24 protein-coding genes are annotated in these 21,863 nt (G+C 59.1%); 10 read left to right on the forward strand and 14 right to left on the reverse strand.

The genetic code is table 11. The annotated features are described in order from the left end of the window. Positions 1-20 precede the first annotated feature (20 nt). A complete protein-coding gene (locus AC1RKH_RS13775) occupies positions 21-506 on the reverse strand; it encodes an FKBP-type peptidyl-prolyl cis-trans isomerase (protein WP_123424295.1) in 486 nt (161 codons plus the stop codon). Here AC1RKH_RS13775 and AC1RKH_RS13780 point away from each other — a divergent pair. The 3 genes from AC1RKH_RS13780 to yihG all read left to right on the forward strand — a co-directional run bounded on the left by AC1RKH_RS13780 (position 475) and on the right by yihG (position 3,880). Continuing rightward, the gene (locus AC1RKH_RS13780; protein WP_493062449.1) at positions 475-813 is read left to right on the forward strand and encodes a DUF3565 domain-containing protein; all 339 of its coding nucleotides are present in this window, start codon (positions 475-477) and stop codon (positions 811-813) included. The genes AC1RKH_RS13775 and AC1RKH_RS13780 overlap by 32 nt on opposite strands. Positions 814-874: 61 nt before the next feature. Further along, positions 875-2,974 carry a phosphate acetyltransferase gene (pta, locus tag AC1RKH_RS13785; protein ID WP_493062450.1) on the forward strand — a complete coding sequence of 700 codons (2,100 nt, stop codon included), beginning with the start codon at positions 875-877 and terminating at the stop codon, positions 2,972-2,974. Beyond that, positions 2,975-3,880, forward strand: a complete 906-nt coding sequence (gene yihG, locus AC1RKH_RS13790) for a 1-acylglycerol-3-phosphate O-acyltransferase, YihG family (protein ID WP_493062451.1) — start codon at positions 2,975-2,977, stop codon at positions 3,878-3,880. A 185-nt stretch (positions 3,881-4,065) separates the two neighbouring features. Here the strand turns inward: yihG and cysN are convergent, their stop codons facing one another. The 3 genes from cysN to AC1RKH_RS13805 all read right to left on the reverse strand — a co-directional run bounded on the left by cysN (position 4,066) and on the right by AC1RKH_RS13805 (position 7,936). Next, positions 4,066-5,964, reverse strand: a complete 1,899-nt coding sequence (gene cysN, locus AC1RKH_RS13795; RefSeq protein WP_493062452.1) for a sulfate adenylyltransferase subunit CysN — start codon at positions 5,962-5,964, stop codon at positions 4,066-4,068. 9 nt (positions 5,965-5,973) lie between these two features. Then, positions 5,974-6,891 carry a sulfate adenylyltransferase subunit CysD gene (gene cysD, locus AC1RKH_RS13800; protein WP_493062453.1) on the reverse strand — a complete coding sequence of 306 codons (918 nt, stop codon included), beginning with the start codon at positions 6,889-6,891 and terminating at the stop codon, positions 5,974-5,976. A 286-nt stretch (positions 6,892-7,177) separates the two neighbouring features. After that, the gene (locus tag AC1RKH_RS13805) at positions 7,178-7,936 is read right to left on the reverse strand and encodes a Nif3-like dinuclear metal center hexameric protein (protein ID WP_123424290.1); all 759 of its coding nucleotides are present in this window, start codon (positions 7,934-7,936) and stop codon (positions 7,178-7,180) included. 102 nt (positions 7,937-8,038) lie between these two features. Between AC1RKH_RS13805 and algW the strand changes: the two genes are divergently transcribed. Both algW and AC1RKH_RS13815 read left to right on the forward strand, forming a co-directional pair. Next, entirely contained in the window at positions 8,039-9,193 is a 1,155-nt protein-coding gene (gene algW, locus AC1RKH_RS13810; protein ID WP_493062454.1) for a Do family serine endopeptidase AlgW, read from the forward strand. A 138-nt stretch (positions 9,194-9,331) separates the two neighbouring features. Continuing rightward, entirely contained in the window at positions 9,332-10,072 is a 741-nt protein-coding gene (locus tag AC1RKH_RS13815) for a DUF4198 domain-containing protein (protein ID WP_493062455.1), read from the forward strand. Positions 10,073-10,195: 123 nt separating this feature from the next. Here AC1RKH_RS13815 and hisC read toward each other — a convergent pair whose 3' ends face one another. The 10 genes from hisC to AC1RKH_RS13865 all read right to left on the reverse strand — a co-directional run bounded on the left by hisC (position 10,196) and on the right by AC1RKH_RS13865 (position 18,163). Further along, positions 10,196-11,248 carry a histidinol-phosphate transaminase gene (hisC, locus tag AC1RKH_RS13820; RefSeq protein ID WP_493062456.1) on the reverse strand — a complete coding sequence of 351 codons (1,053 nt, stop codon included), beginning with the start codon at positions 11,246-11,248 and terminating at the stop codon, positions 10,196-10,198. Positions 11,249-11,250: 2 nt separating this feature from the next. Further along, entirely contained in the window at positions 11,251-12,576 is a 1,326-nt protein-coding gene (gene hisD / locus AC1RKH_RS13825) for a histidinol dehydrogenase (RefSeq protein ID WP_493062457.1), read from the reverse strand. Positions 12,577-12,702: 126 nt separating this feature from the next. Then, entirely contained in the window at positions 12,703-13,338 is a 636-nt protein-coding gene (gene hisG / locus AC1RKH_RS13830; RefSeq protein ID WP_071551796.1) for an ATP phosphoribosyltransferase, read from the reverse strand. 124 nt (positions 13,339-13,462) lie between these two features. Further along, entirely contained in the window at positions 13,463-14,728 is a 1,266-nt protein-coding gene (gene murA, locus AC1RKH_RS13835; RefSeq protein ID WP_123424287.1) for a UDP-N-acetylglucosamine 1-carboxyvinyltransferase, read from the reverse strand. Positions 14,729-14,750: 22 nt separating this feature from the next. Further along, positions 14,751-15,002: a BolA family protein gene (locus AC1RKH_RS13840; protein ID WP_019691904.1), complete on the reverse strand. Its 252-nt coding sequence runs from the start codon at positions 15,000-15,002 to the stop codon at positions 14,751-14,753. A 114-nt stretch (positions 15,003-15,116) separates the two neighbouring features. Then, positions 15,117-15,422 (reverse strand): STAS domain-containing protein, encoded by a 306-nt coding sequence (locus AC1RKH_RS13845; RefSeq protein ID WP_493062458.1) that lies wholly within the window; start codon positions 15,420-15,422, stop codon positions 15,117-15,119. Beyond that, positions 15,419-16,078: an MlaC/ttg2D family ABC transporter substrate-binding protein gene (locus tag AC1RKH_RS13850; RefSeq protein WP_493062459.1), complete on the reverse strand. Its 660-nt coding sequence runs from the start codon at positions 16,076-16,078 to the stop codon at positions 15,419-15,421. The genes AC1RKH_RS13845 and AC1RKH_RS13850 overlap by 4 nt, the downstream gene beginning before the upstream one ends. An 11-nt stretch (positions 16,079-16,089) precedes the next feature. Continuing rightward, positions 16,090-16,557 (reverse strand): outer membrane lipid asymmetry maintenance protein MlaD, encoded by a 468-nt coding sequence (gene mlaD / locus AC1RKH_RS13855; protein ID WP_123424284.1) that lies wholly within the window; start codon positions 16,555-16,557, stop codon positions 16,090-16,092. Next, positions 16,557-17,354 carry a lipid asymmetry maintenance ABC transporter permease subunit MlaE gene (gene mlaE / locus AC1RKH_RS13860; RefSeq protein WP_123424283.1) on the reverse strand — a complete coding sequence of 266 codons (798 nt, stop codon included), beginning with the start codon at positions 17,352-17,354 and terminating at the stop codon, positions 16,557-16,559. Before mlaE ends, mlaD begins: the two co-directional genes overlap by 1 nt. Continuing rightward, complete coding sequence (locus AC1RKH_RS13865; RefSeq protein WP_071551801.1) at positions 17,354-18,163, reverse strand: ATP-binding cassette domain-containing protein; 810 nt, start codon at positions 18,161-18,163, stop codon at positions 17,354-17,356. The genes mlaE and AC1RKH_RS13865 overlap by 1 nt, the downstream gene beginning before the upstream one ends. A gap of 276 nt (positions 18,164-18,439) precedes the next feature. On the opposite strand from AC1RKH_RS13865, the gene AC1RKH_RS13870 reads away from it, so the two are divergent. The 5 genes from AC1RKH_RS13870 to lptB are packed head-to-tail and all read left to right on the forward strand — an operon-like array spanning position 18,440 to position 21,775. Further along, positions 18,440-19,414: a KpsF/GutQ family sugar-phosphate isomerase gene (locus AC1RKH_RS13870; protein WP_123424282.1), complete on the forward strand. Its 975-nt coding sequence runs from the start codon at positions 18,440-18,442 to the stop codon at positions 19,412-19,414. Continuing rightward, positions 19,414-19,938, forward strand: a complete 525-nt coding sequence (locus AC1RKH_RS13875) for a KdsC family phosphatase (protein ID WP_123424281.1) — start codon at positions 19,414-19,416, stop codon at positions 19,936-19,938. Before AC1RKH_RS13870 ends, AC1RKH_RS13875 begins: the two co-directional genes overlap by 1 nt. Positions 19,939-19,945: 7 nt before the next feature. Then, a complete protein-coding gene (lptC, locus tag AC1RKH_RS13880; RefSeq protein WP_123424280.1) occupies positions 19,946-20,518 on the forward strand; it encodes an LPS export ABC transporter periplasmic protein LptC in 573 nt (190 codons plus the stop codon). After that, positions 20,505-21,050, forward strand: coding sequence for a lipopolysaccharide transport periplasmic protein LptA (gene lptA / locus AC1RKH_RS13885; protein WP_123424279.1), 546 nt, complete (start codon positions 20,505-20,507; stop codon positions 21,048-21,050). The genes lptC and lptA overlap by 14 nt, the downstream gene beginning before the upstream one ends. Then, positions 21,050-21,775, forward strand: coding sequence for an LPS export ABC transporter ATP-binding protein (lptB, locus tag AC1RKH_RS13890; RefSeq protein ID WP_123424278.1), 726 nt, complete (start codon positions 21,050-21,052; stop codon positions 21,773-21,775). Before lptA ends, lptB begins: the two co-directional genes overlap by 1 nt. Positions 21,776-21,863 lie beyond the last annotated feature (88 nt).

The raw sequence follows: 21,863 nt of genomic DNA on the forward strand, positions 1-21,863 counted from the left end.
CGAAAGCTTAGCGCAGAAAATCAGTGGTGATGGCCACCTTCGCCATGGACGTGACCATGAGCGATTTCTTCCTGGCTGGCATCACGGATGTCGACGATTTTGACCTGGAAGGTCAAACGCTGGCCGGCCAACGGGTGGTTGCCGTCAACGGTTACGTCGTCGCCGTCCAGATCACGGATGGTGACGATTTGCATCTGGCCGTCTGGCGCGGAAGCGTGGAACTGCATGCCCACTTCCAGTTCGTCGACGCCTTCGAACATGCTGCGGCTCAGGGTGCTGACCAGTTCGGCAGCGTATTCGCCGTAGGCATCTTCAGGTTCTACGGAGACTTTCAGTTCTTCACCGACTGCTTTACCTTCCAGGGCTTTTTCCAGGCCCGGGATGATGTTACCTGCGCCTTGCAGGTAGACCAGCGGTGCGCCGCCGGCAGAGCTGTCGATGACCTCACCAGCGTCGTTGGTCAGGGTATAGTCGATGGAGACAGCCTTATTGGCGGCGATCAGCATGGGGCGAGACCTTTTGCATAAGAATATAGAAAGACCAAGTTTAGCGAAGCAATCGCCCGAAAGCGAACAGAACCCGGACAGACGGGTCGCTTCGACCGGGTCGACGATCCAGGGCTTCCATCAGGACGAGGATGGACACTGGGTTGTCGAGCTTTCCTGCGGCCATACCCAGCATCTGCGCCACCAGCCACCATGGCAATCACGAACCTGGGTGTTGGACCCTGCCAAACGTATTGAAAAAATAGGCCAACCCTTTGATTGCGGTTGGTGCGCTCAGGGCTCGGTTAGCGATAACCTTGACGTCTGAAATATCGGTAGAAGGCCAGTCATAGGCGTTCACCCTTGCCATGCACCCCCAGAGAATCCGCATGCAAACTTTTTTTATCGCGCCCACCGATTTTGGTGTGGGTCTGACCTCCATCAGCCTCGGGCTGGTGCGTACCCTTGAGCGAGCCGGGCTGAAAGTCGGCTTCTTCAAACCGATTGCCCAGCCACACCCTGGCGACACCGGCCCTGAACGCTCCACCGAACTGGTGGCCCGCACCCACGGCCTGAAGCCGCCGCAACCACTGGGCCTGGCTCACGTCGAGCGGATGCTTGGCGACGGTCAACTGGATGAACTGCTCGAAGAAATCATCACCCTGTATCAGCAAGCCGCCATTGGCAAAGACGTGCTGATCGTCGAAGGCATGGTCCCGACCCGTAGCGCCAGCTACGCCGCACGGGTCAATCTGCACCTGGCGAAAAGCCTGGATGCCGAGGTGATTCTGGTCTCGGCACCAGAAAACGAAGTGCTCACCGAACTCTCCGGCCGGGTCGAGTTGCAAGCGCAATTGTTCGGCGGTCCGAAAGACCCGAAAGTGCTCGGCGTGATCCTCAACAAGGTCAAAACCGATGAAAGCATGGAGGCTTTCGCCGCCCGCTTGAAGGAACACTCGCCATTGCTGCGCAGCGGTGACTTCCGGCTGCTCGGCTGCATTCCGTTCCAGCCAGAGCTGAACGCCCCGCGTACCCGCGACGTGGCAGACCTGATGGGCGCTCAGGTGCTCAACGCCGGTGACTACGAAACCCGGCGCATGAGCAAGATCATCATTTGCGCCCGCACCATGCGCAACACGGTCGAACTGCTCAAGCCCGGCGTGCTGGTGGTGACCCCCGGCGATCGCGACGACATCATCCTCGCCGTCAGCCTCGCGGCGATCAATGGCGTACCGTTGGCCGGACTGTTGCTGACCAGCGGCACCCTGCCCGACCCACGGATCATGGACCTCTGCCGAGGCGCCTTGCAGGCCGGCCTGCCAATGTTGTCAGTGAGCACCGGCTCCTACGACACCGCCAACCTGTTGAACGGTTTGAACAAGGAAATCCCGATCGACGACCGCGAGCGTGCGGAAATCATCACCGACTTCGTCGCCAGCCACCTCGACGCCAACTGGCTGCACCAGCGCTGCGGCACGCCACGGGAGATGCGCCTGTCGCCGGCGGTGTTCCGCTATCAACTGATCCAGCGCGCCCAGGCTGCCAACAAACGCATCGTCCTGCCCGAAGGCAGCGAACCGTTGACCGTGCAGGCGGCAGCGATCTGCCAGGCGCGCGGCATTGCTCGTTGCGTGTTGCTGGCCAAACCCGAGGACGTGCAAGCGGTCGCGCGCGCCCATGGCATCGAGTTGCCTGAGGGGCTGGAAATTCTCGATCCGGACCTGATCCGTCAGCGCTATATCGAGCCGATGGTCGCGCTGCGCAAGACCAAAAGCCTCAACGCCCCAATGGCCGAACAACAACTGGAAGACACCGTGGTGATCGGCACCATGATGCTCGCGCTGGACGAAGTCGACGGGCTGGTGTCCGGGGTCATTCACTCCACCGCCAATACCATTCGCCCGGCGCTGCAACTGATCAAGACCGCACCTGGCTGCACGCTGGTGTCGTCGGTGTTTTTCATGCTGTTCCCGGAGGAAGTGCTGGTCTACGGCGACTGCGTCATGAACCCGCACCCGAGCGCCAGCGAACTGGCCGAAATCGCCCTGCAAAGCGCCGACTCTGCCGCAGCCTTCGGAATCACGCCACGGGTGGCGATGCTCAGCTACTCCAGCGGTGAATCGGCCAGCGGCGAAGAGGTCGAGAAAGTCCGCGAGGCCACCTTGCTCGCCCATGAAGCACAGAACGCACTGCTGATCGACGGGCCATTGCAGTACGATGCCGCCGCCAACGAAGTCGTGGCCCGGCAACTGGCACCGAACAGCCAGGTTGCCGGTCGGGCAACGGTGTTCATTTTCCCTGACCTGAACACCGGCAACACCACTCACAAAGCCGTGCAACGCAGCGCCGACTGCGTCAGCCTCGGACCGATGCTGCAAGGCCTGCGCAAACCGGTCAATGATTTGCCGCGCGGCGCTCAGGTCGACGACATCGTCTACACCATTGCCCTGACTGCGATTCAAGCCGCCAACCGACCTATGGATGTTTAAATGCTGGATTCTCTACCTGCACCCTTGCGAGGCGTGATCGCCTCGCTGTTGTTGGCGCTGAACACGATCGTCTGCTGCACACCGCTGTTTGTCGTGGCGATCTTCAAATTACTGCTGCCCTTCCCCATCGAACAGCGCTTCACCGACTGGCTGATGAGCCACATCCATGAAGCCTGGATCAGCAACAACAAAGCCTGGATGGACTTGCTCGGACACACGCGCTGGAAGCTCAGCGGGCTCGAAGGCCTGGACTATCAGCATTCGTACCTGATCACCAGCAACCACCAGAGCTGGGTCGACATCATGGTGCTGCAATACGTGCTCAACCGACGGATTCGCCCGCTGAAGTTCTTCCTCAAGCAAGAGCTGATCTGGGTGCCGGTCATTGGTCTGGCGTGGTGGGCGTTGGGCTTTCCGTTCATGAAGCGCTACTCCAAGGCTTATCTGGAGAAGTATCCGGAGAAGAAAGGCAAAGACCTGGAAACCACTCGCAAGACCTGCGACAAGTTTCGCAATAACCCGGTGGGGATTTTCAACTTCGTCGAAGGCACGCGCTTCACCGAAGGCAAGCATGCGCAGCAGCAATCACCCTTGCGCTACCTGCTCAAGCCCAAGGCCGGTGGCATCGCGTTTGTGCTGGATGCCATGGGCGAGCAACTGGAATCCATCGTCAACGTGACCATTCACTACCCGGCCGGGCGCCCCGGTTATTGGGACCTGCTCTGTGGCAATGTGAAAGACGTGGTGGTGCACTTTCAGGAACTGAAGATCCCGCCGCAGTTCATCGGCAAAAACTACGACCAGGACGGCGTGTACCGCCTGGAGTTCCAGGGCTGGATCAACCAGTTGTGGCAGGACAAGGATGCGCTGCTTGCGCAGATGCATCGGGAGTATCCCGCGAAGTAATCAGGTGTCTGTACCGACTCCATCGCGAGCAAGCTCGCTCCCACAGTTGATCGTTGGTGAACACAAAATTTGTATTCCATAGAGATCCCATGTGGGAGCGAGCTTGCTCGCGATGGCGTCCGACCAGACATGAAAATGCCCGCAGATGATTGCTCATCTGCGGGCATTTTGTTGGAAGCGAGAGCTTAGATCGCGCCGCGTTTACGCAGCAGATCCAGCACTTGCTTGACGCTTTCTTCCAGCGACAGCGTCTGGGTGTCGACCACAAGGTCAGCGTCCAGCGGCACGTCATACGGGAAGGAGTCGCCCGGAATGTTGTCACCAGCAGCGGCGTACAAACCTTGCGGATCACGCGCAGCGCAGACCAGCGGCGACGCCTGCACGTAAACGGTCAGCAAGCGGTCGCTGCCAATCAGTGCCTTGGCCTGCTCGCGGCCTTCGGCGTCCGGTGCGACAAACGCCGCCAGGGTCAGCAAACCGGCTTCGTTGAACTGACGTGCGACGTGAGCCGCACGACGCCAGTTCTCGGTGCGCCCGGCGAGATCCTGTGGCAGACCTTTGTTCAGGTCGTGACGCAGGTTCTGGCCATCGAGTACAAACACCGCACGGCCCATGTCGAACAGCTTGCGCTCGACCGCATAGGCCAGGGTGCTTTTGCCCGCGCCCGAGAGGCCGCTGAACAGCACGGTAGCCGGTTGCTGGCCAAAGCGCTGGGCACGCTCTTCGGTGGCTACATGGGCCAACTTGCCATGGTGCGTGGAGTTGCCATGAGCCAAAGGCTGGGCGACGATCATGCCGGCGCCGACGGTGCCGTTGGTCAAGCGGTCGATGATGATGAACGAACCGGTGGTGCGGTTGCTTTCATAACCGTCGAGGGCAATCGGCGCGTCGAGACTGATCCTGACCTTACCGATCTCGTTCAGCTGCAAGGCGCTGGCCGGGCCTTCTTCCAGGGTGTTCACGTCGACCTTGTTGACGATGCTGGCGATCGAGCCCGGCACGTAACTGGTGGCGCGTTTGATGTCGTATTTCTTGCCCGGCAGCAGAGGCTCTTCAGCCATCCACACCAGCATCGCTTCGAAGCTGTCGGTGACCGGCGGCACGTTGTCGGCATGCACCAGCAGGTCGCCGCGGGAGATGTCGATCTCGTCTTCCATGGTCAGCGTTACGGCCTGACCCGGGCCTGCGTGTTCCAGCTCACCGTCGAAAGTGACGATGGATTTCACGCGGCTGCTCTTGCCCGACGGCAGCACCACGACTTCGTCACCCTTCTTGACGATGCCGCTGGCCAGGGTGCCGGCGAAACCGCGGAAGTTCAGGTTCGGCCGGTTGACGTACTGCACCGGGAAACGCAGGTCGGTGAAGTTACGGTCGCCCGCCACTTCCACGGTTTCAAGGATTTCCATCAGCGACTGGCCGGTGTACCACGGCGAGCGCTCGGATTTGTTCACCACGTTGTCGCCCTTCAGCGCCGACATCGGCACGAAGTGCATGCTGGTAGGCTTCATCTTCAAGCCTTCAGCGAACTTCAGGTAGTCGGCCTTGATTGACTCGAACACGCCCTGATCGAAGTCCTTGAGGTCCATCTTGTTGATGGCGACTACGATGTGCTTGATGCCCAGCAACGAGGCAATGAAGCTGTGGCGACGGGTCTGGGTCTGCACGCCGTAACGGGCGTCGACCAGGATGATCGCCAGGTCACAGGTGGATGCACCGGTGGCCATGTTGCGGGTGTACTGCTCATGGCCAGGGGTGTCGGCGATGATGAATTTGCGCTTGGCGGTGGAGAAATAGCGGTACGCGACATCGATGGTGATGCCTTGTTCGCGCTCGGCCTGCAGGCCGTCGACCAGCAACGCCAGGTCGATGTCGTCACCGGTGGTGCCGACTTTTTTCGAGTCGCGGGTAATGGCTTCCAGATGGTCTTCGTAGATCATCTTGGAGTCGTGCAGCAGGCGCCCGATCAGGGTGCTCTTGCCGTCGTCGACGTTACCGCAGGTCAGAAAGCGCAGCAGCTCTTTACGTTCGTGCTGGCCCAGGTAGGCGAGGATGTCCTCGCTGATCAAATCAGATTGGTGCGACATGACAGCCCCTTAGAAATAACCTTGACGTTTTTTGTCTTCCATCGAGCCGGCGCCATCGTGATCGATGACTCGGCCCTGGCGCTCGGAAGTTCGCGTCAGGAGCATTTCCTGAATGATGTCCGTGAGGCTTTCGGCCTCGGACTCCACCGCGCCCGTCAACGGGTAGCAGCCAAGGGTACGGAAACGCACTTTCTTTTTGACGATGCGGGCTTTGTCTTCGTCGCTCAGGTGCTCGAGGATGCGCTCGTCGTCGATCATGATCAGCGTGCCGTTCTTCTCGATGACATCGCGCTCGGCGGCGAAGTACAACGGAACGATCGGGATGCCTTCAAGGTAGATGTACTGCCAGATGTCCAGTTCGGTCCAGTTCGACAGCGGGAATACGCGGATCGATTCGCCTTTGTTGACCTTGCCGTTGTAGACGTTCCACAGCTCGGGACGCTGGTTTTTCGGATCCCAGCGGTGCTTGCTGTCGCGGAACGAGTACACGCGCTCTTTGGCGCGGGATTTCTCTTCATCGCGGCGCGCACCACCGAAGGCAGCGTCGAAGCCGTACTTGTCCAAAGCCTGTTTCAGGCCTTCGGTCTTCATGATGTCGGTGTGCTTGGCACTGCCGTGGGTGAAGGGGTTGATCCCTTGTGCCACGCCTTCCGGGTTGACGTAGGTAATCAGGTCGAGGCCCAGCTCTGCGACCATCTTGTCGCGGAAGCTGTACATCTCCTGGAATTTCCACTGGGTGTCGACGTGCATCACCGGAAACGGCAGCTTGCCCGGGAAGAACGCCTTGCGTGCCAGATGCAGCATCACGGCGGAGTCTTTACCGATGGAGTACAGCATCACCGGGTTGTCGAACTCGGCGGCCACCTCGCGGATGATGTGGATGCTTTCCGCCTCCAGCTGTTTCAGATGCGTCAGTTTGTCGACCATGGCTACTCACGAAAGCTTTCTTATGAACGGCCAGCGGGCCGTGTTCGAGCGGCGAATGCTAGCACAGCGACCTCTTCTAATCAGGACGCCGACTAGATCGAAAGAGCATATGAATATACCTCCGCGTTAGGGCAATGCGAGTCCATTGTGGGAGCGAGCTTGCTCGCGATTGCTGACTCACATTCAACAGTGATGTTGGCTGATACACCGCTATCGCGAGCAAGCTCGCTCCCACATTTGATGCGCAATGCTCACAAATAATGTGCTTACAGAAAATCCCCTGCCATCAGATCGGGTTCGGGCAGTCGATGAAGATGTGTTCAAGGGCAAACCGTCGCGCCAGATAGTCCCCCAGCGCCTGCACGCCGTAGCGTTCGGTGGCGTGATGTCCGGCGGCGATGAAGCTGATGTCGTTTTCCCGAGCGCTGTGGAAAGTTTGCTCGGACGCTTCGCCGCTCAGGTACAAGTCAACGCCGGCCAGTACCGCCTGATCGATATAACCCTGGCCGCCGCCCGTGCACCAGCCGACGCGCCGGACCATCTCGCTGCCCTCGATCAGCAGCGGTTCACGGCCCATGACCTCTTGCACATGACGGGCAAAGTCGCGCGCGGTCATGGGTTCCGCGAGGGAGCCGACCAGCCCGACCACTTTGAGGTTTTCCGGGTCCAGCGGACCTTCGACGGTAATGTCCAGCTGACGGGCCAGTTGCACGTTGTTGCCCACTTCCGGATGCAAATCCAGCGGCAAGTGGTAGGCCAGGAGGCTGATGTCGTGCTTGAGCAGGGTTTTGAGCCTACGCTGCTTCATACCGGTAATGCAGGGGTTCTCGCCCTTCCAGAAGTAGCCGTGGTGTACCAGCACCAGATCGGCCTTGGCTTCGACCGCTGCATCGAGCAATGCCTGGCTGGCCGTAACGCCGCTGACGATGCGCATGACCTGCGGCCGGCCTTCGACTTGCAGGCCGTTGGGGCAATAGTCGGCGATCCGCGAGCTGGCAAGGTAACGGTCCGCTTCTTCTACCAGGGTGCTCAGGGCAACGGCCATAAAAGACTCCTAAATATCCCGTTCAGAGGCGCGCGCGGCCTCGTATAATGCGCGACATTATGGGCCGTAGACGGCTCTCCGTAACCTCCCAGGATTTGCTTAATGCTCAAGGGTCTGCGTTTCTTTGGCTGGCCGCTGCTGGCCGGCGTGCTTATCGCGTTGCTGATCATCCAGCGTTACCCTCAATGGGTCGGGCTGCCAAGCCTGGATGTGAACCTGCAGCAAGCCCCACAAACCACTCAGACCCAACAGGGGCCGGTGTCTTACGCCGACGCCGTGGTCATCGCCGCACCGGCGGTGGTCAACCTCTACACCACCAAAGTGGTCAACAAAACCAGCCATCCGCTATTTGAAGACCCGCAATTTCGGCGGTTCTTTGGCGACAACTCACCCAAGCAGAAGCGCATGGAATCGAGCCTCGGTTCCGGGGTGATCATGAGTCCGGAAGGTTATTTGCTGACCAACAACCACGTGACCACTGGCGCCGACCAGATTGTTGTCGCGCTCAAGGATGGCCGTGAAACCCTGGCCCGCGTGATCGGCAGCGACCCGGAAACCGACCTCGCGGTGCTGAAAATCGATTTGAAGAACCTGCCGTCGATCACCGTCGGCCGCTCGGAAAGCATTCGCGTCGGCGATGTCGCGCTGGCCATCGGCAACCCGTTTGGTGTCGGTCAGACCGTGACCATGGGCATCATCAGCGCCACCGGGCGCAATCAACTGGGGCTGAACAATTACGAAGACTTCATCCAGACCGACGCCGCGATCAACCCGGGCAACTCCGGCGGTGCGCTGGTGGATGCCAACGGCAACCTCACCGGGATCAACACCGCGATTTTCTCCAAGTCCGGCGGTTCCCAAGGCATTGGTTTCGCGATCCCGATCAAGCTGGCGATGGAGGTGATGAAGTCGATTATCGAGCATGGTCAGGTGATTCGCGGCTGGCTCGGGATTGAAGTGCAGCCGTTAAGCCAGGAACTGGCGGAGTCGTACGGCCTGTCAGGGCGTCCGGGGATTGTCGTTGCGGGGGTTTTCCGCGACGGCCCGGCACAAAAAGCCGGCCTGCAATTGGGCGATGTGATCCTCAGCATTGACGGCGAGCCGGCCGGCGATGGTCGCCGCTCGATGAACCAGGTGGCGCGGATCAAGCCGACCGACAAAGTCACTGTTCAGGTCATGCGCAATGGCAAGGAGCTCAAGCTGACCGCAGAAATCGGTCTGCGCCCACCGCCTGCACCCGTCAAAGAAGAAGAATAAATCGTAGGAGTTGCCAAAGGCTGCGATCTTTTGGCACCTTCGGCAACACCGAATGCCTCTGCTGCCGCACGCACCCTAAAAGCATACATTCTCATTAGGCATGTTATATTGTTTCAACAACACTATTGGAACACTCTCATGCCGTCTCGAAAAATTGCTCCTCTGGCAGGCCTGGCGCTGGGCCTGCTTGGTACGCTGTTCGCCACTCAAGTGTCGGCCCATGGTCTGTGGACCGAACAACGCCGCGGCAACATTGAAGTAATTTACGGCCACGGCGCCGAAGACAATGCCTTCAAGGCACAGAAAGTCAGTGGCGCCTGGGCCTACGACGGCGCCGGTAAAATGATCCCGGTCACCGTAGAACGCCTGGCCGACCATGCTCGCCTGCAACCGCTAAAATCGCCAGCAGTGCTCGCCGTGGCGCTGGACAATGGCATGTGGTCGCAGACCGCCGACAAGAAGTGGATCAACCAGGGACGCAGCAAGGTGCCGGGGGCGATTGAGTCGACCCAGACCTTCAAGTACAGCCTGGCGATTTATCAGCCGGGGGCGAAGCTGCCTGCGCTGAATCAGATCAAATTGCTGATTTTGCCGGAGGTTGATCCGCTGACCGTTGGCCCGGGCAAATCATTGCCGGTGCGGGTGTTGCTCGATGGCAAACCGGCGGCGGGGATCAAGTTGATTGGCGACTATCGCAATGCGCCGAACACCTTGAGCACGGAAACCGATGCTGAAGGCCGGGCGCAGGTGCTGGTGCGCAATGAAGGGTTGAATGTGATTGCCGCGCAGGTGGAAATCCCGCTGAAGGACAATCCGGATGTGGCGACGCGGGGGGTGTTCAGTTCGTTGACGTTCCTCGGTGAGGCGCATCACGAGTAAAAAGCCACCACACAACACCTGTGGGAGCGAGCTTGCTCGCGAAGAGGCCATAACATTCAGCATTTATGTTGAATGCCGGACCGCTATCGTGAGCAAGCTCGCTCCCACAGAATCAACAGCGGTTTAGAGGTCGCCGAGGCCGTCGATCAGCGCCTGATTCTGCTCTGGCGTACCGATGGTGATGCGCAGGAACTGGGCAATCCGTTCCTGCTTGAAGTGCCGGACGATCACGCCTTGCTCGCGCAACTTCGCTGCCAGGCCTGCCGCGTCATGCTGCGGGTGACGAGCGAAGATAAAGTTCGCCGCCGATGGCAGCACTTCAAAACCCTTCTCCTGCAATTGCTCGACCACGCGCTCACGGCTGTCGATTACCAACTGACAGGTCTTGTCGAAGTACTCGCGATCTTCAAACGCTGCCGCTGCACCGACGATTGCCAGGCGATCCAGTGGATAGGAGTTGAAGCTGTTCTTGATCCGCTCCAGCGCCTCGATCAGGTCCGGATGCCCCACCGCCAGACCCACGCGCAAACCGGCCAGCGAACGCGACTTGGAGAGGGTCTGAGTTACCAGCAGGTTCGGGTAACGGTCGACCAGGCTGATCGCCGTTTCACCGCCGAAGTCGATATAGGCTTCGTCGACGACCACCACCGAATCAGGGCTGGCCTTGAGGATTTGTTCCACGGCATCCAGCGCCAACAGGCAACCGGTGGGTGCGTTGGGGTTGGGGAAAATGATCCCGCCATTCGGCTTGGCGTAGTCCGAGACGCGAATCTGGAACTGCTCGTCCAGCGGCACCGCGTCGAATGGAATGCCGTACAAGCCGCAATACACCGGATAAAAGCTGTAGCTGATGTCCGGGAACAGCAGCGGTTGACCGTGCTGGAACAGACCATGAAAAACATGCGCCAGCACTTCATCGGAACCGTTGCCGAGGAACACCTGATTGCCCTGCACCCCGTAATACCTGGCCACCGCCTGCTTGAGCAAGTCGCTGTTGGGGTCCGGGTACAGACGCAGGTTGTCGTTCAGTTCGGTTTGCATCGCCGCCAGTGCTTTGGGCGATGGACCGTAAGGGTTTTCGTTGGTGTTGAGCTTGACCAGCTTCGCCAGTTTCGGCTGCTCGCCCGGCACGTACGGCACCAGATCCTTGACGAATGGACTCCAGAATTTGCTCATCTTCAGTTCACCTTCTTGTCGTCAACGATGCGGTATTCGGCACTGCGGGCGTGAGCGGTCAGCGACTCGCCACGGGCCAGCACGGATGCGGTCTTGCCCAGTTCGGAGGCACCCTGCTCGGAGCAGAAGATGATCGACGAACGTTTCTGGAAGTCATAAACCCCCAGCGGCGAGGAGAAGCGTGCGGTGCCGGAAGTCGGCAGCACATGGTTGGGTCCGGCGCAGTAATCGCCCAAAGCTTCAGAGGTGTGGCGGCCCATGAAGATCGCACCGGCGTGGCGGATCTGCGGGAGCCAGGCTTGCGGATCGGCCACCGACAGTTCCAGGTGTTCCGGCGCAATGCGGTTGGCCACGTCGATGGCCTGCTGCATGTCGCGCACCTGGATCAACGCACCACGGCCATTGATCGAGGTTTCGATGATTTCGGCGCGTTCCATGGTCGGCAGCAGTTTGGCGATACTTGCCGCCACTTTGTCGAGGAACTCGGCGTCGGGACTGACCAGAATCGCCTGGGCGTCTTCGTCGTGCTCGGCTTGAGAGAACAGGTCCATGGCGATCCAGTCCGGATCGGTCTGGCCGTCGCACACCACGAGGATTTCCGATGGGCCGGCGATCATGTCGATACCGACCTGGCCGAACACGTGACGCTTGGCAGTCGCCACATAGATGTTGCCCGGCCCGACGACTTTGTCGACCTTCGGCACGCTTTCGGTGCCATAGGCCAGCGCGGCAACCGCTTGCGCGCCACCAATGGTGAACACCCGGTCGACGCCAGCGATGCACGCTGCCGCGAGCACAAGCTCGTTGACTTCACCCCGTGGCGTCGGCACCACCATGACCACTTCGGTCACACCGGCAACCTTGGCCGGAATCGCGTTCATCAACACCGAAGAAGGATAAGAAGCCTTGCCGCCCGGTACGTACAGACCGGCGCGATCCAGCGGCGTGACCTTCTGGCCGAGCACCGTGCCGTCGGCTTCGGTGTAGCTCCAGGAGTCCTGCTTTTGTTTTTCGTGGTAGCTGCGCACCCGGGTCGCGGCTTTTTCCAGGGCTTCGCGCTGAGGCACGGTGATCCGGGTGAGTGCCAGTTCCAGACGCTCGCGCGGCAGAATCAGCTCGGCCATCGACGCCACTTGCAGGCCGTCGAACTTCTGGGTGAATTCAACCAGCGCCGCATCGCCGCGTTCGCGCACAGCCTTGATGATGTCCAGCACTCGCTGATTGACCGAGTCGTCAGACACACTTTCCCAGCTCAGCAGATGATCCAGATGATGCGCGAAATCCGGGTCAGCAGCGTTGAGTCGGCGAATTGCAGTCGGTGCGGTCATAGCGAGAGCCTCATAGGATTGGCAAAAACTCAGGCGCCCTAAACTAGCAGTCGTTTCCGCTTGGGCACCTGAGAATTCTGGCTATGAGGCGGATAGACGGGCGCGACTTAACGTCGCGCAGGTGAATCAGCCGCGGTGTCGAGACTCCACTGCCTTGCGCAGGGTGTCGATCAACGCCTGGATACGGGCGTGCTGCATTTTCATCGAAGCTTTGTTGACGATCAGCCGGGAGCTGATGGCAGCAATGAAATCCTGTGGCTCCAGGCCGTTGGCCCGCAGCGTGTTACCGGTATCGACCACGTCGATGATCTTGTCCGCCAGACCGATCAGCGGTGCCAGCTCCATCGAGCCATAAAGCTTGATGATGTCGACCTGACGGCCCTGCTCGGCGTAGTAACGCTTGGCAACGTTGACGAACTTGGTGGCGATGCGCAGACGGCCCTTGGGCTCGACCGCGCCGATTTTACCGGCAGTCATCAGCTTGCACTGGGCAATCTGCAGATCCAGTGGCTCGTACAGACCCTGGCCGCCGTATTCCATCAGCACATCTTTACCGGCGACGCCCAGGTCAGCGGCACCGTGCTCGACGTAGGTCGGCACATCGGTGGCGCGCACGATCAGCAAGCGCACATCGGCCTGGGTCGTGGGGATGATCAGCTTGCGGCTCTTGTCCGGATTCTCGGTCGGCACGATGCCCGCTTCAGCCAGAAGCGGCAGGGTGTCGTCAAGGATGCGGCCCTTGGACAGTGCGATGGTCAACATGGGAAACGTCAGTCCTTATCAAGGTACTCATGCCCGGTCGCAAACGGCGCCGGACACACATCGAGGGTTACACCCTCGATTTCAACAAATCAACGGGCACGTCCCTGTGCCCATGAAGCAGAAACTAGCCCGGTACGCGGCGGATTTTCGCGCCGAGCATCTGCAGTTTCTCTTCGATGCACTCGTAACCACGGTCGATGTGGTAGATGCGATCGATCAGCGTGTCGCCTTCGGCGATCAGCGCCGAAATCACCAGGCTGGCCGAAGCCCGCAGGTCGGTGGCCATGACTGGCGCGCCCTTGAGCTTTTCGATGCCGGTGACGATCGCGGTGTTGCCTTCGACCTGGATATGAGCGCCCATGCGGTGCAGCTCGTAGACGTGCATGAAGCGGTTTTCGAAGATCGTCTCGATCACCGCGCCAGTGCCTTCGGCAATCGCGTTGAGGGAGATGAACTGCGCTTGCATGTCGGTCGGAAACGCCGGGTACGGAGCGGTACGCACGTTGACGGCTTTCGGCCGCTTGCCGTGCATGTTCAGCTCGATCCAGTCTTCGCCGGTAGTGATTTCGGCGCCCGCTTCCTTGAGTTTTTCCAGAACGGCTTCAAGGATGGTCGGATCGGTGTCCTTAACCTTCACGCGGCCGCCAGTCACGGCAGCAGCCACCAGGTAAGTACCGGTTTCGATACGGTCCGGCATGACTTTGTAAGTGGTCGTGTGCAGACGCTCGACACCATCGATGGTGATGGTGTCGGTGCCGGCACCGGAAACCTTCGCGCCCATGGCGTTCAGGAAGTTCGCCAGGTCGACGACTTCAGGCTCGCGAGCGGCGTTTGCCAGAACGCTGCGGCCCTTGGCCAGAGCGGCTGCCATCATGATGTTCTCGGTACCGGTCACGCTGACGGTATCGAAGAAGAAGTGTGCACCGCGCAAGCCGCCTTCTGGCGCCTTGGCCTTGATGTAACCGCCTTCCACGTCAATGGTCGCACCCATGGCTTCAAGGCCACGGATGTGCAGGTCGACCGGACGCGAACCGATGGCGCAACCGCCAGGCAGTGCGACTTCAGCTTCACCGAAACGCGCGACCATCGGGCCCAGCACCAGAATCGACGCACGCATGGTTTTAACCAGTTCGTACGGCGCGATCAGGGTCTTGATGGTGCGCGGGTCGATTTCGACGCTGAGTTTCTCGTCGATCACCGGCTCGATGCCCATGCGACCGAACAGCTCGATCATGGTGGTGATGTCGTGCAGGTGCGGCAAGTTGGCGACCGTTACTGGGCCATCGCACAGCAGCGTTGCAGCCAAAATCGGCAGGGCAGAGTTCTTTGCCCCGGAAATGCGGATTTCGCCATCAAGACGAACGCCACCGGTAATAATCAATTTATCCATAAGAATCTCGACGCCCTTGGGCTCAGGTGCGCTCGGCCCAGGCCGCGCTGCTGAAAAATTTCATAGTGACCGCATGGATGCTGCCATCGGTGATCCATGGGTTCAAATGGGCATAGATCTGCTGCTGACGCTTGACCGGGCTCAATGCCGCCAGTTCATCGCTAATCACGTTCAGCTGAAAGTTGCAGCCTTCGCCCTCAACTTCTACCTGTACTGATAAAAGAGTCTCGGACAGCTTTCCCTCAAGAAAGCTCTTCACTTCGTTGGCCTGCATGCTCAACCTCAATCGGCGCCCTGTGCGCGCGGGTCGGACATCATACAAAAAAGCCCCGCGCCTGCGAACCCCGCATAGCAGGACTCTGACGGGGGGCTTCTTTATAGATGGTAGTTATGGGTGCGCCAACAGCTCGGTCAACTCGCTGACCTGAGCGATTTCACGCATGTCGTCAGGCAGGGCACGGATGCTCAGCGCCTTGCCCGCCGCTTGCGCGTCACGCATGAAACACAGCAACAACGACAAACCGACGCTGCTGGACTTTTGCACACCCGAGCAATCAAGCACCAATGCTGGCGCGGTGCTCGACTTGATCAACGCCTGGCCCTGCTTGCGCAGATCCGGCCCGGTGCGGTAATCGAGTACGCCACTGAGCATCAGCTCACCGGCCTCGCCCATGCTGACAGCCGACTCACTCATTGGGCGGGCTTCTTCTGAGTCGTTTCAGCTTCGGTCTTTTCCTTGGCTTTGGCGACTTCACCGGCCCAACCATTGATGGTCGCGTCCAGGTTATTGCCATTGCGCTGCATTGCATCGCTGAACTGATCACGGAACAGCTTGCCGATGTTGATGCCGTTGATGATCACGTTACGCAGCTTCCACTCGCCATTGATCTTTTCCAGTGTGTAAGACACAGGATAAATCGCGCCATTGCTGCCTTTGACCGTCATGCCAACGCTTGTACGGTCTCCCGACTCATCCTTGGCTGGATCAACGGTGATGCCTTGATTGTTGTACTCGAGCAAGGCATTGCCATAGAACTGGAACAGGCCCCTTTTGAAGTTATTTTCAAAGGTTTTCATTTGCTCAGGCGTGGCTTTGCGCGAGTACTTGACCGTCATGATGCTCTTGGAAATGCCCTCGGCATCCACCACAGGCCCAACGATGCTGTTCAAGGAGTCGTAAAAGCCATTCGGATCCTGCTTGTACTTCGCTTTATTGGCCGACAGATCGGCGAGCAACCGATTGGTGGTGTCCTGCACGATATCGTGCGCGGACTGCGCAGCCACGGCGTTGCCCATAAAAGGCAAGACCGCAAGTAGTACCAACAGGCCACGTCGCAAGGTAGAGATCATGAACAAACTCCTTATTTAGCGTCTTTGCTAACGGTATTGAGCAGGAATTTACCGATCAGGTCTTCGAGCACCAGCGATGACTGCGTGTCATGGATAGTTCCACCATCCTTGAGCAGGGTCTCTTCCCCGCCCACGCTGATACCGATGTACTTCTCGCCCAACAAGCCTGCCGTGAGGATAGATGCAGTGGAGTCAGTCGGCAGATTATCTACACGCTTTTCCAGCTGCAGCGTCACCCGACCGGTGAAACTGTCGCGATCCAGATCGATAGCCGTGACCTTGCCGATAGTCACACCGGCCATGGTCACTTTTGATCTGACCGTCAAACCGGCGATATTGTCGAAATACGCATAAAGCTTATAGCTGTCGGTGCTCGAAACAGGGGACAGTCCACTGACCCGCAGGGCAAGCAACACTAAAGCCAGGATGCCAGCCAGCAAGAAAAGGCCGACACCGATTTCCAGGGTGCGGTTTTGCATCAGAAATCTCCAAACATCAAGGCAGTCAAAATAAAGTCCAGGCCGAGAATGGCCAATGAGGCATACACCACAGTCTTGGTGGTGGCACGACTGATCCCTTCTGAAGTGGGCTCGCAGTCATAGCCTTGGAATACGGCGATCCAGGTCACGACAAAGGCAAAGACGATGCTTTTAATGATGCCATTGAACACGTCTCCATCGAACGTCACGCTGTTTTGCATGTTCGACCAGTAGGAACCTTCATACACACCCAACCAGTCGACGGCCACCCAGGAGCCGCCCCAGATCCCGACCACGCTGAAAATCATCGCCAGCAGCGGCAGGGAAATGAAGCCGGCCCACAGCCGGGGGGCAATGATGTACTTGAGCGGGTCGACGCCAATCATTTCCAGACTGGACAACTGCTCGGTGGATTTCATGTTGCCAATTTCAGCGGTCAACGCAGAACCGGCACGCCCGGCGAACAGCAACGCGGTCACCACCGGTCCCAGTTCACGCAACAGCGTCAGCGCAACCATCTGCCCGACCGCCTGCTCCGAACCATAACTGGACAAAATGTTGAAGCCTTGCAGCGCCAGCACCATCCCGATGAATATCCCGGAGACCACGATGATCACCAGGGACATCACGCCGACCGAGTGCAGTTGCTTGACCAGCAAGCCAAATGCGCCAGTGATGCCACCACGTCCCAGCAAGGCGTGAAACAGGAACAGCGATGAACGACCGAGCACCGCGACGCTGTCGATGGCGGCCTGGCCGAATCGACGAACTCTCTCTATTAGTGAAATCTTGCGCATCAGCGCTTCCCCAGAAGATCTGCGCGGTAATCCGTCGCTGGAAAGTGGAACGGTACCGGCCCGTCTGGATCACCCTTCATGAATTGGTGAATCCGCGGATTATCGGAGTTCATCAGCTCATCGGGGGTCCCCTGCCCCAACACCTGCCCATCGCCCACGACATACAGGTAATCGGCAATGCTCGCGGTTTCGGCCAGATCATGGGACACCACGATACTGGTGATGCCCAAGGCGTCGTTGAGCAGACGGATCAAGCGCACCAGAACGCCCATGGCGATCGGGTCCTGACCGACAAAAGGCTCGTCGTACATCAGAATCTGCGGATCGAGGGCAATCGCCCGTGCCAGCGCGACACGACGCTTCATGCCGCCGGACAACTCATCGGGCATCAGGTCGATGGCACCGCGCAACCCTACCGCCTGCAACTTGAGCAAGACGATGTCACGGATCATTTCATCCGGAAGCTGGGTATGAACACGCAGCGGAAAAGCGATGTTTTCGAAAACATCGAGGTCCGTGAACAGTGCACCGCTCTGAAACAGCACGCCCATATGCTTGCGCGCATCAAACAGATCGCTGCGCGACAGCGTGGGCAAATTCTGCCCGTTGACCCACACCTCGCCACTTGAAGGGCGCAACTGCGCGCCCATCAGGCGCAACAGTGTGGTTTTTCCGCAACCGGAAGGTCCCATGATACCGGTGACCTTACCGCGCGGAATGCGAATATCGACGTTATTGAAAATGCTGCGCGCGCCGCGCTTGAAGGAGACTCCCTTCAGCTCGACCGCGTAGGCGTTATCGGCACTCATCTAAACTCCTTGCGATGCAAGCCTCTCACTCGGACGCCGCGCTCCCTGCCGAGAGCACATACATCCTGGGCGGGCCGAACTGGCGACGAACTATATCACTGCTAATACAAAGCGCCCAAGGCCGAAGCCCGCAGTGTTCAGCATCAAGACAGGCAAAAAGCCGCAAGTTTCATCGTTTAGGGGAGCAGCCTGAACAAAGCACGACGAACTAACGTGAGGGATTTGCTCATTACCGCTATAATCGCCGCCTTTTCATCAGGCTATACGATTTCTGACATGAGCCAATCCAGCGACCTGATTCAATCTGCACAACGCACCATCCGCCTCGAGCTTGAAGCCGTAGAAGGCTTGCTGGCCCATATCGACGCGGATTTCGTACGCGCTTGCGAGATGATTCTGGCCAGCAAAGGCCGCGTGGTCGTGGTCGGCATGGGCAAGTCCGGGCACATCGGCAACAAGATTGCAGCGACCCTTGCCAGCACCGGCACCACGGCTTTTTTCGTGCACCCGGCCGAAGCCAGTCACGGCGATATGGGCATGATCACCCGCGACGACATCATCCTCGCGCTGTCGAACTCCGGCTCCACCAATGAAATCGTCACGCTGCTGCCACTGATCAAGCGTCTGGGCATCAAACTGATCAGCCTGACCGGCAACCCTGATTCGCCATTGGCCAAGGCTGCCGAGGTGAACCTCAATGTTCATGTCGAGCACGAGGCGTGCCCGTTGAACCTGGCGCCGACCTCCTCCACCACGGCGGCGCTGGTGATGGGGGACGCACTGGCCGTTGCCTTGCTGGAAGCCCGCGGCTTTACCGCCGAAGATTTCGCGTTTTCACACCCAGGCGGTGCCCTGGGTCGCCGCTTGTTGCTGAAGGTCGAAAACGTCATGCACGCGGGCCAGGAGCTGCCGCAAGTCGTGCGCGGCACGCTGCTCAAAGACGCGTTGATGGAAATGACCCGCAAGGGTCTCGGCATGACCGTAGTACTGGAAGCAGACGGTAAACTCGCCGGCATTTTCACGGACGGCGACCTGCGCCGCACGCTGGACCGGACCATCGACATCCATCAAGCCACCATCGATGACGTCATGACCCCTCATGGCAAGACCGCGCGCGCCGAGATGCTCGCCGCCGAGGCCCTGAAAATCATGGAAGACCACAAGATCAACGCACTGGTCGTGGTCGATAGCGAGGACCGTCCGGTGGGCGCCTTGAACATGCACGATTTGCTGCGTGCGGGAGTAATGTAATGAGCACGGACCTGCTGCAACGCGGCAAAAACATCAAACTCGCGGTTTTCGACGTCGACGGCGTGCTGACTGACGGTCGCCTGTACTTCCTCGAGGACGGCAGCGAATTCAAGACGTTCAACACCCTCGACGGCCAGGGTATCAAGATGCTGATGGCCTCCGGCGTGACGACTGCCATTATCAGCGGACGCAAGACCCCGGTGGTCGAGCGACGAGCCAAAAACCTCGGTATTCCTCACCTGTATCAGGGTCGCGAGGACAAACTGGTGGTACTCGACGAGCTTCTGGCACAACTGGGCCTAAGCTATGAGCAGGTTGCCTACCTGGGCGATGACCTGCCGGATTTGCCGGTAATTCGCCGCGTGGGCCTGGGCATGGCAGTGGCCAACGCCGCCAGCTTCGTCCGCGAACACGCTCACGGCGTCACTCAGGCCCGTGGCGGCGAAGGTGCTGCTCGCGAGTTCTGTGAACTGATCCTGCGTGCCCAGGGCAACCTTGAAGCGGCTAACGCCGCGTACCTGTGAGCCACCTATGCTGAGCAAAAAGATTCGCAACATACTGTTTTTCGGGGTCATAGCCGCACTACTCGCGGCCGTTGGCTACTGGAACATCAGCCCGGAACGCTTCCTCGAGAAGCCGGTAGCGCACGTCGACGAGAGCCAGATCGACTATTACGCGATCAACGCCCACAGCGTGCAGTACCTGCCCGATGGCAAATTGCAGTACGACATGACGTCCGACAAGGTCGAACACATCAAAGCTACCGATATAACCCTGCTGACCAACCCCGACCTGAACATGTATCGGGGCACCGCCTTCCCCTGGCACGTCCAGAGCGAGCGTGGCGAAGTCAATTCGGGCGGCACTGAAGTCGAGCTGATCGACTCGGTTCGTATCGCACGGACCGATGAGCAGAACCGTCCGATGCTTATTACCAGTAGTCGTATGACTGTATTCCCGCAACAGCAATATGCGCAGACCGAGCAAGCCGTTAGAATCGACGGCGCTGGTGGTGTATCGACTGGTAACGGAATGAAAGCGTATTTGAAAGACAGCAGGATACACCTGCTATCGAACGTAAGAGGACAGTATGAGGCTCGTTAAAACTCTCCCTATTTTGCTCAGTCTGGGCGCAGCACTGGGAAGCGTGAGCGCCTGGGCTCTGCCGAACGATAGCCAGCAACCCATTCGCATTCAGGCTGACGACGCTCAGCTGGACGACAAGAATGGCGTGGCCACCTACAAGGGTGACGTGATCATTACCCAGGGCTCGATGATCATCAAAGGCAACACCGTGACCATCACCCGCACCAAAGCCGGCGATATCGATGTCGTGACCTCGGTGGGCAACCTGGCGTATTTCGAGCAGTTGCAGAAGGTAGGCGATCCACAGCCGGTCAAGGGCTATGGGGTGACTATCCAGTACCATGCCGCGCAAAACCGCATCGTACTGATTGACCGCGCCAAAGTGATCAACGAAGGCAACACCACCGAAGGCGAGAAAATCGTCTATGACACCGTCAAGCAGGTTGCTAACGCAGGCCGTGCCACCGGTGCCTCGGTTACTGCGCCGCGCCCACGGGTCGATATGGTTATCCAGCCGAAAAAGAAAACCGACGAGCAGAAGGCCCAGTAATGGCAACTCTGAAAGCTCAGCATCTGGCCAAGAGCTACAAGAGCCGCCAGGTCGTGCGTGACGTCAGCCTGTCGATCGACAGCGGCCAGATCGTCGGCCTGCTTGGCCCGAACGGCGCCGGCAAGACCACCTGCTTCTACATGATCGTAGGCCTGGTCCAAGCCGATCAGGGGCGCGTACTGATCGACGACCTGGACGTCAGCCACCAGCCAATGCACGGTCGTGCACAAGCGGGTATCGGCTATCTGCCGCAAGAAGCGTCGATCTTCCGCAAACTCTCGGTCGCCGACAACATCATGGCCATCCTCGAGACCCGCAAGGAACTCGACAAGGCCGGTCGTCGCAAGGAGCTGGAAAGCCTGCTGCAGGAATTCCACATCAACCACATCCGCGACAACCTCGGCATGAGCCTTTCCGGTGGCGAACGTCGCCGCGTGGAAATCGCTCGCGCCCTGGCCACGGCACCGAAATTCATCCTGCTCGACGAACCCTTCGCTGGCGTGGACCCGATTTCGGTGGGTGACATCAAGCAGATCATTCATCACCTCAAGGCCAAGGGCATTGGCGTGCTGATCACGGACCACAACGTCCGCGAAACCCTGGACATCTGCGAAACCGCTTACATCGTCAACGACGGCCAACTGATCGCCGAAGGCGACGCCGAAACCATCCTGGCCAACGACCTGGTCAAGGAAGTGTACCTGGGCCATGAGTTCCGCCTGTAAGCACTGAGGTGCCTGGTCAGTCGCTGGAGCGCTTGTCCCAATAAAAATCTATACGTATTTATTGTTACAGCGCTCTAGGCAAACACTT

Source organism: Pseudomonas sp. GW822-FHT06B12 (genome assembly GCF_058799675.1).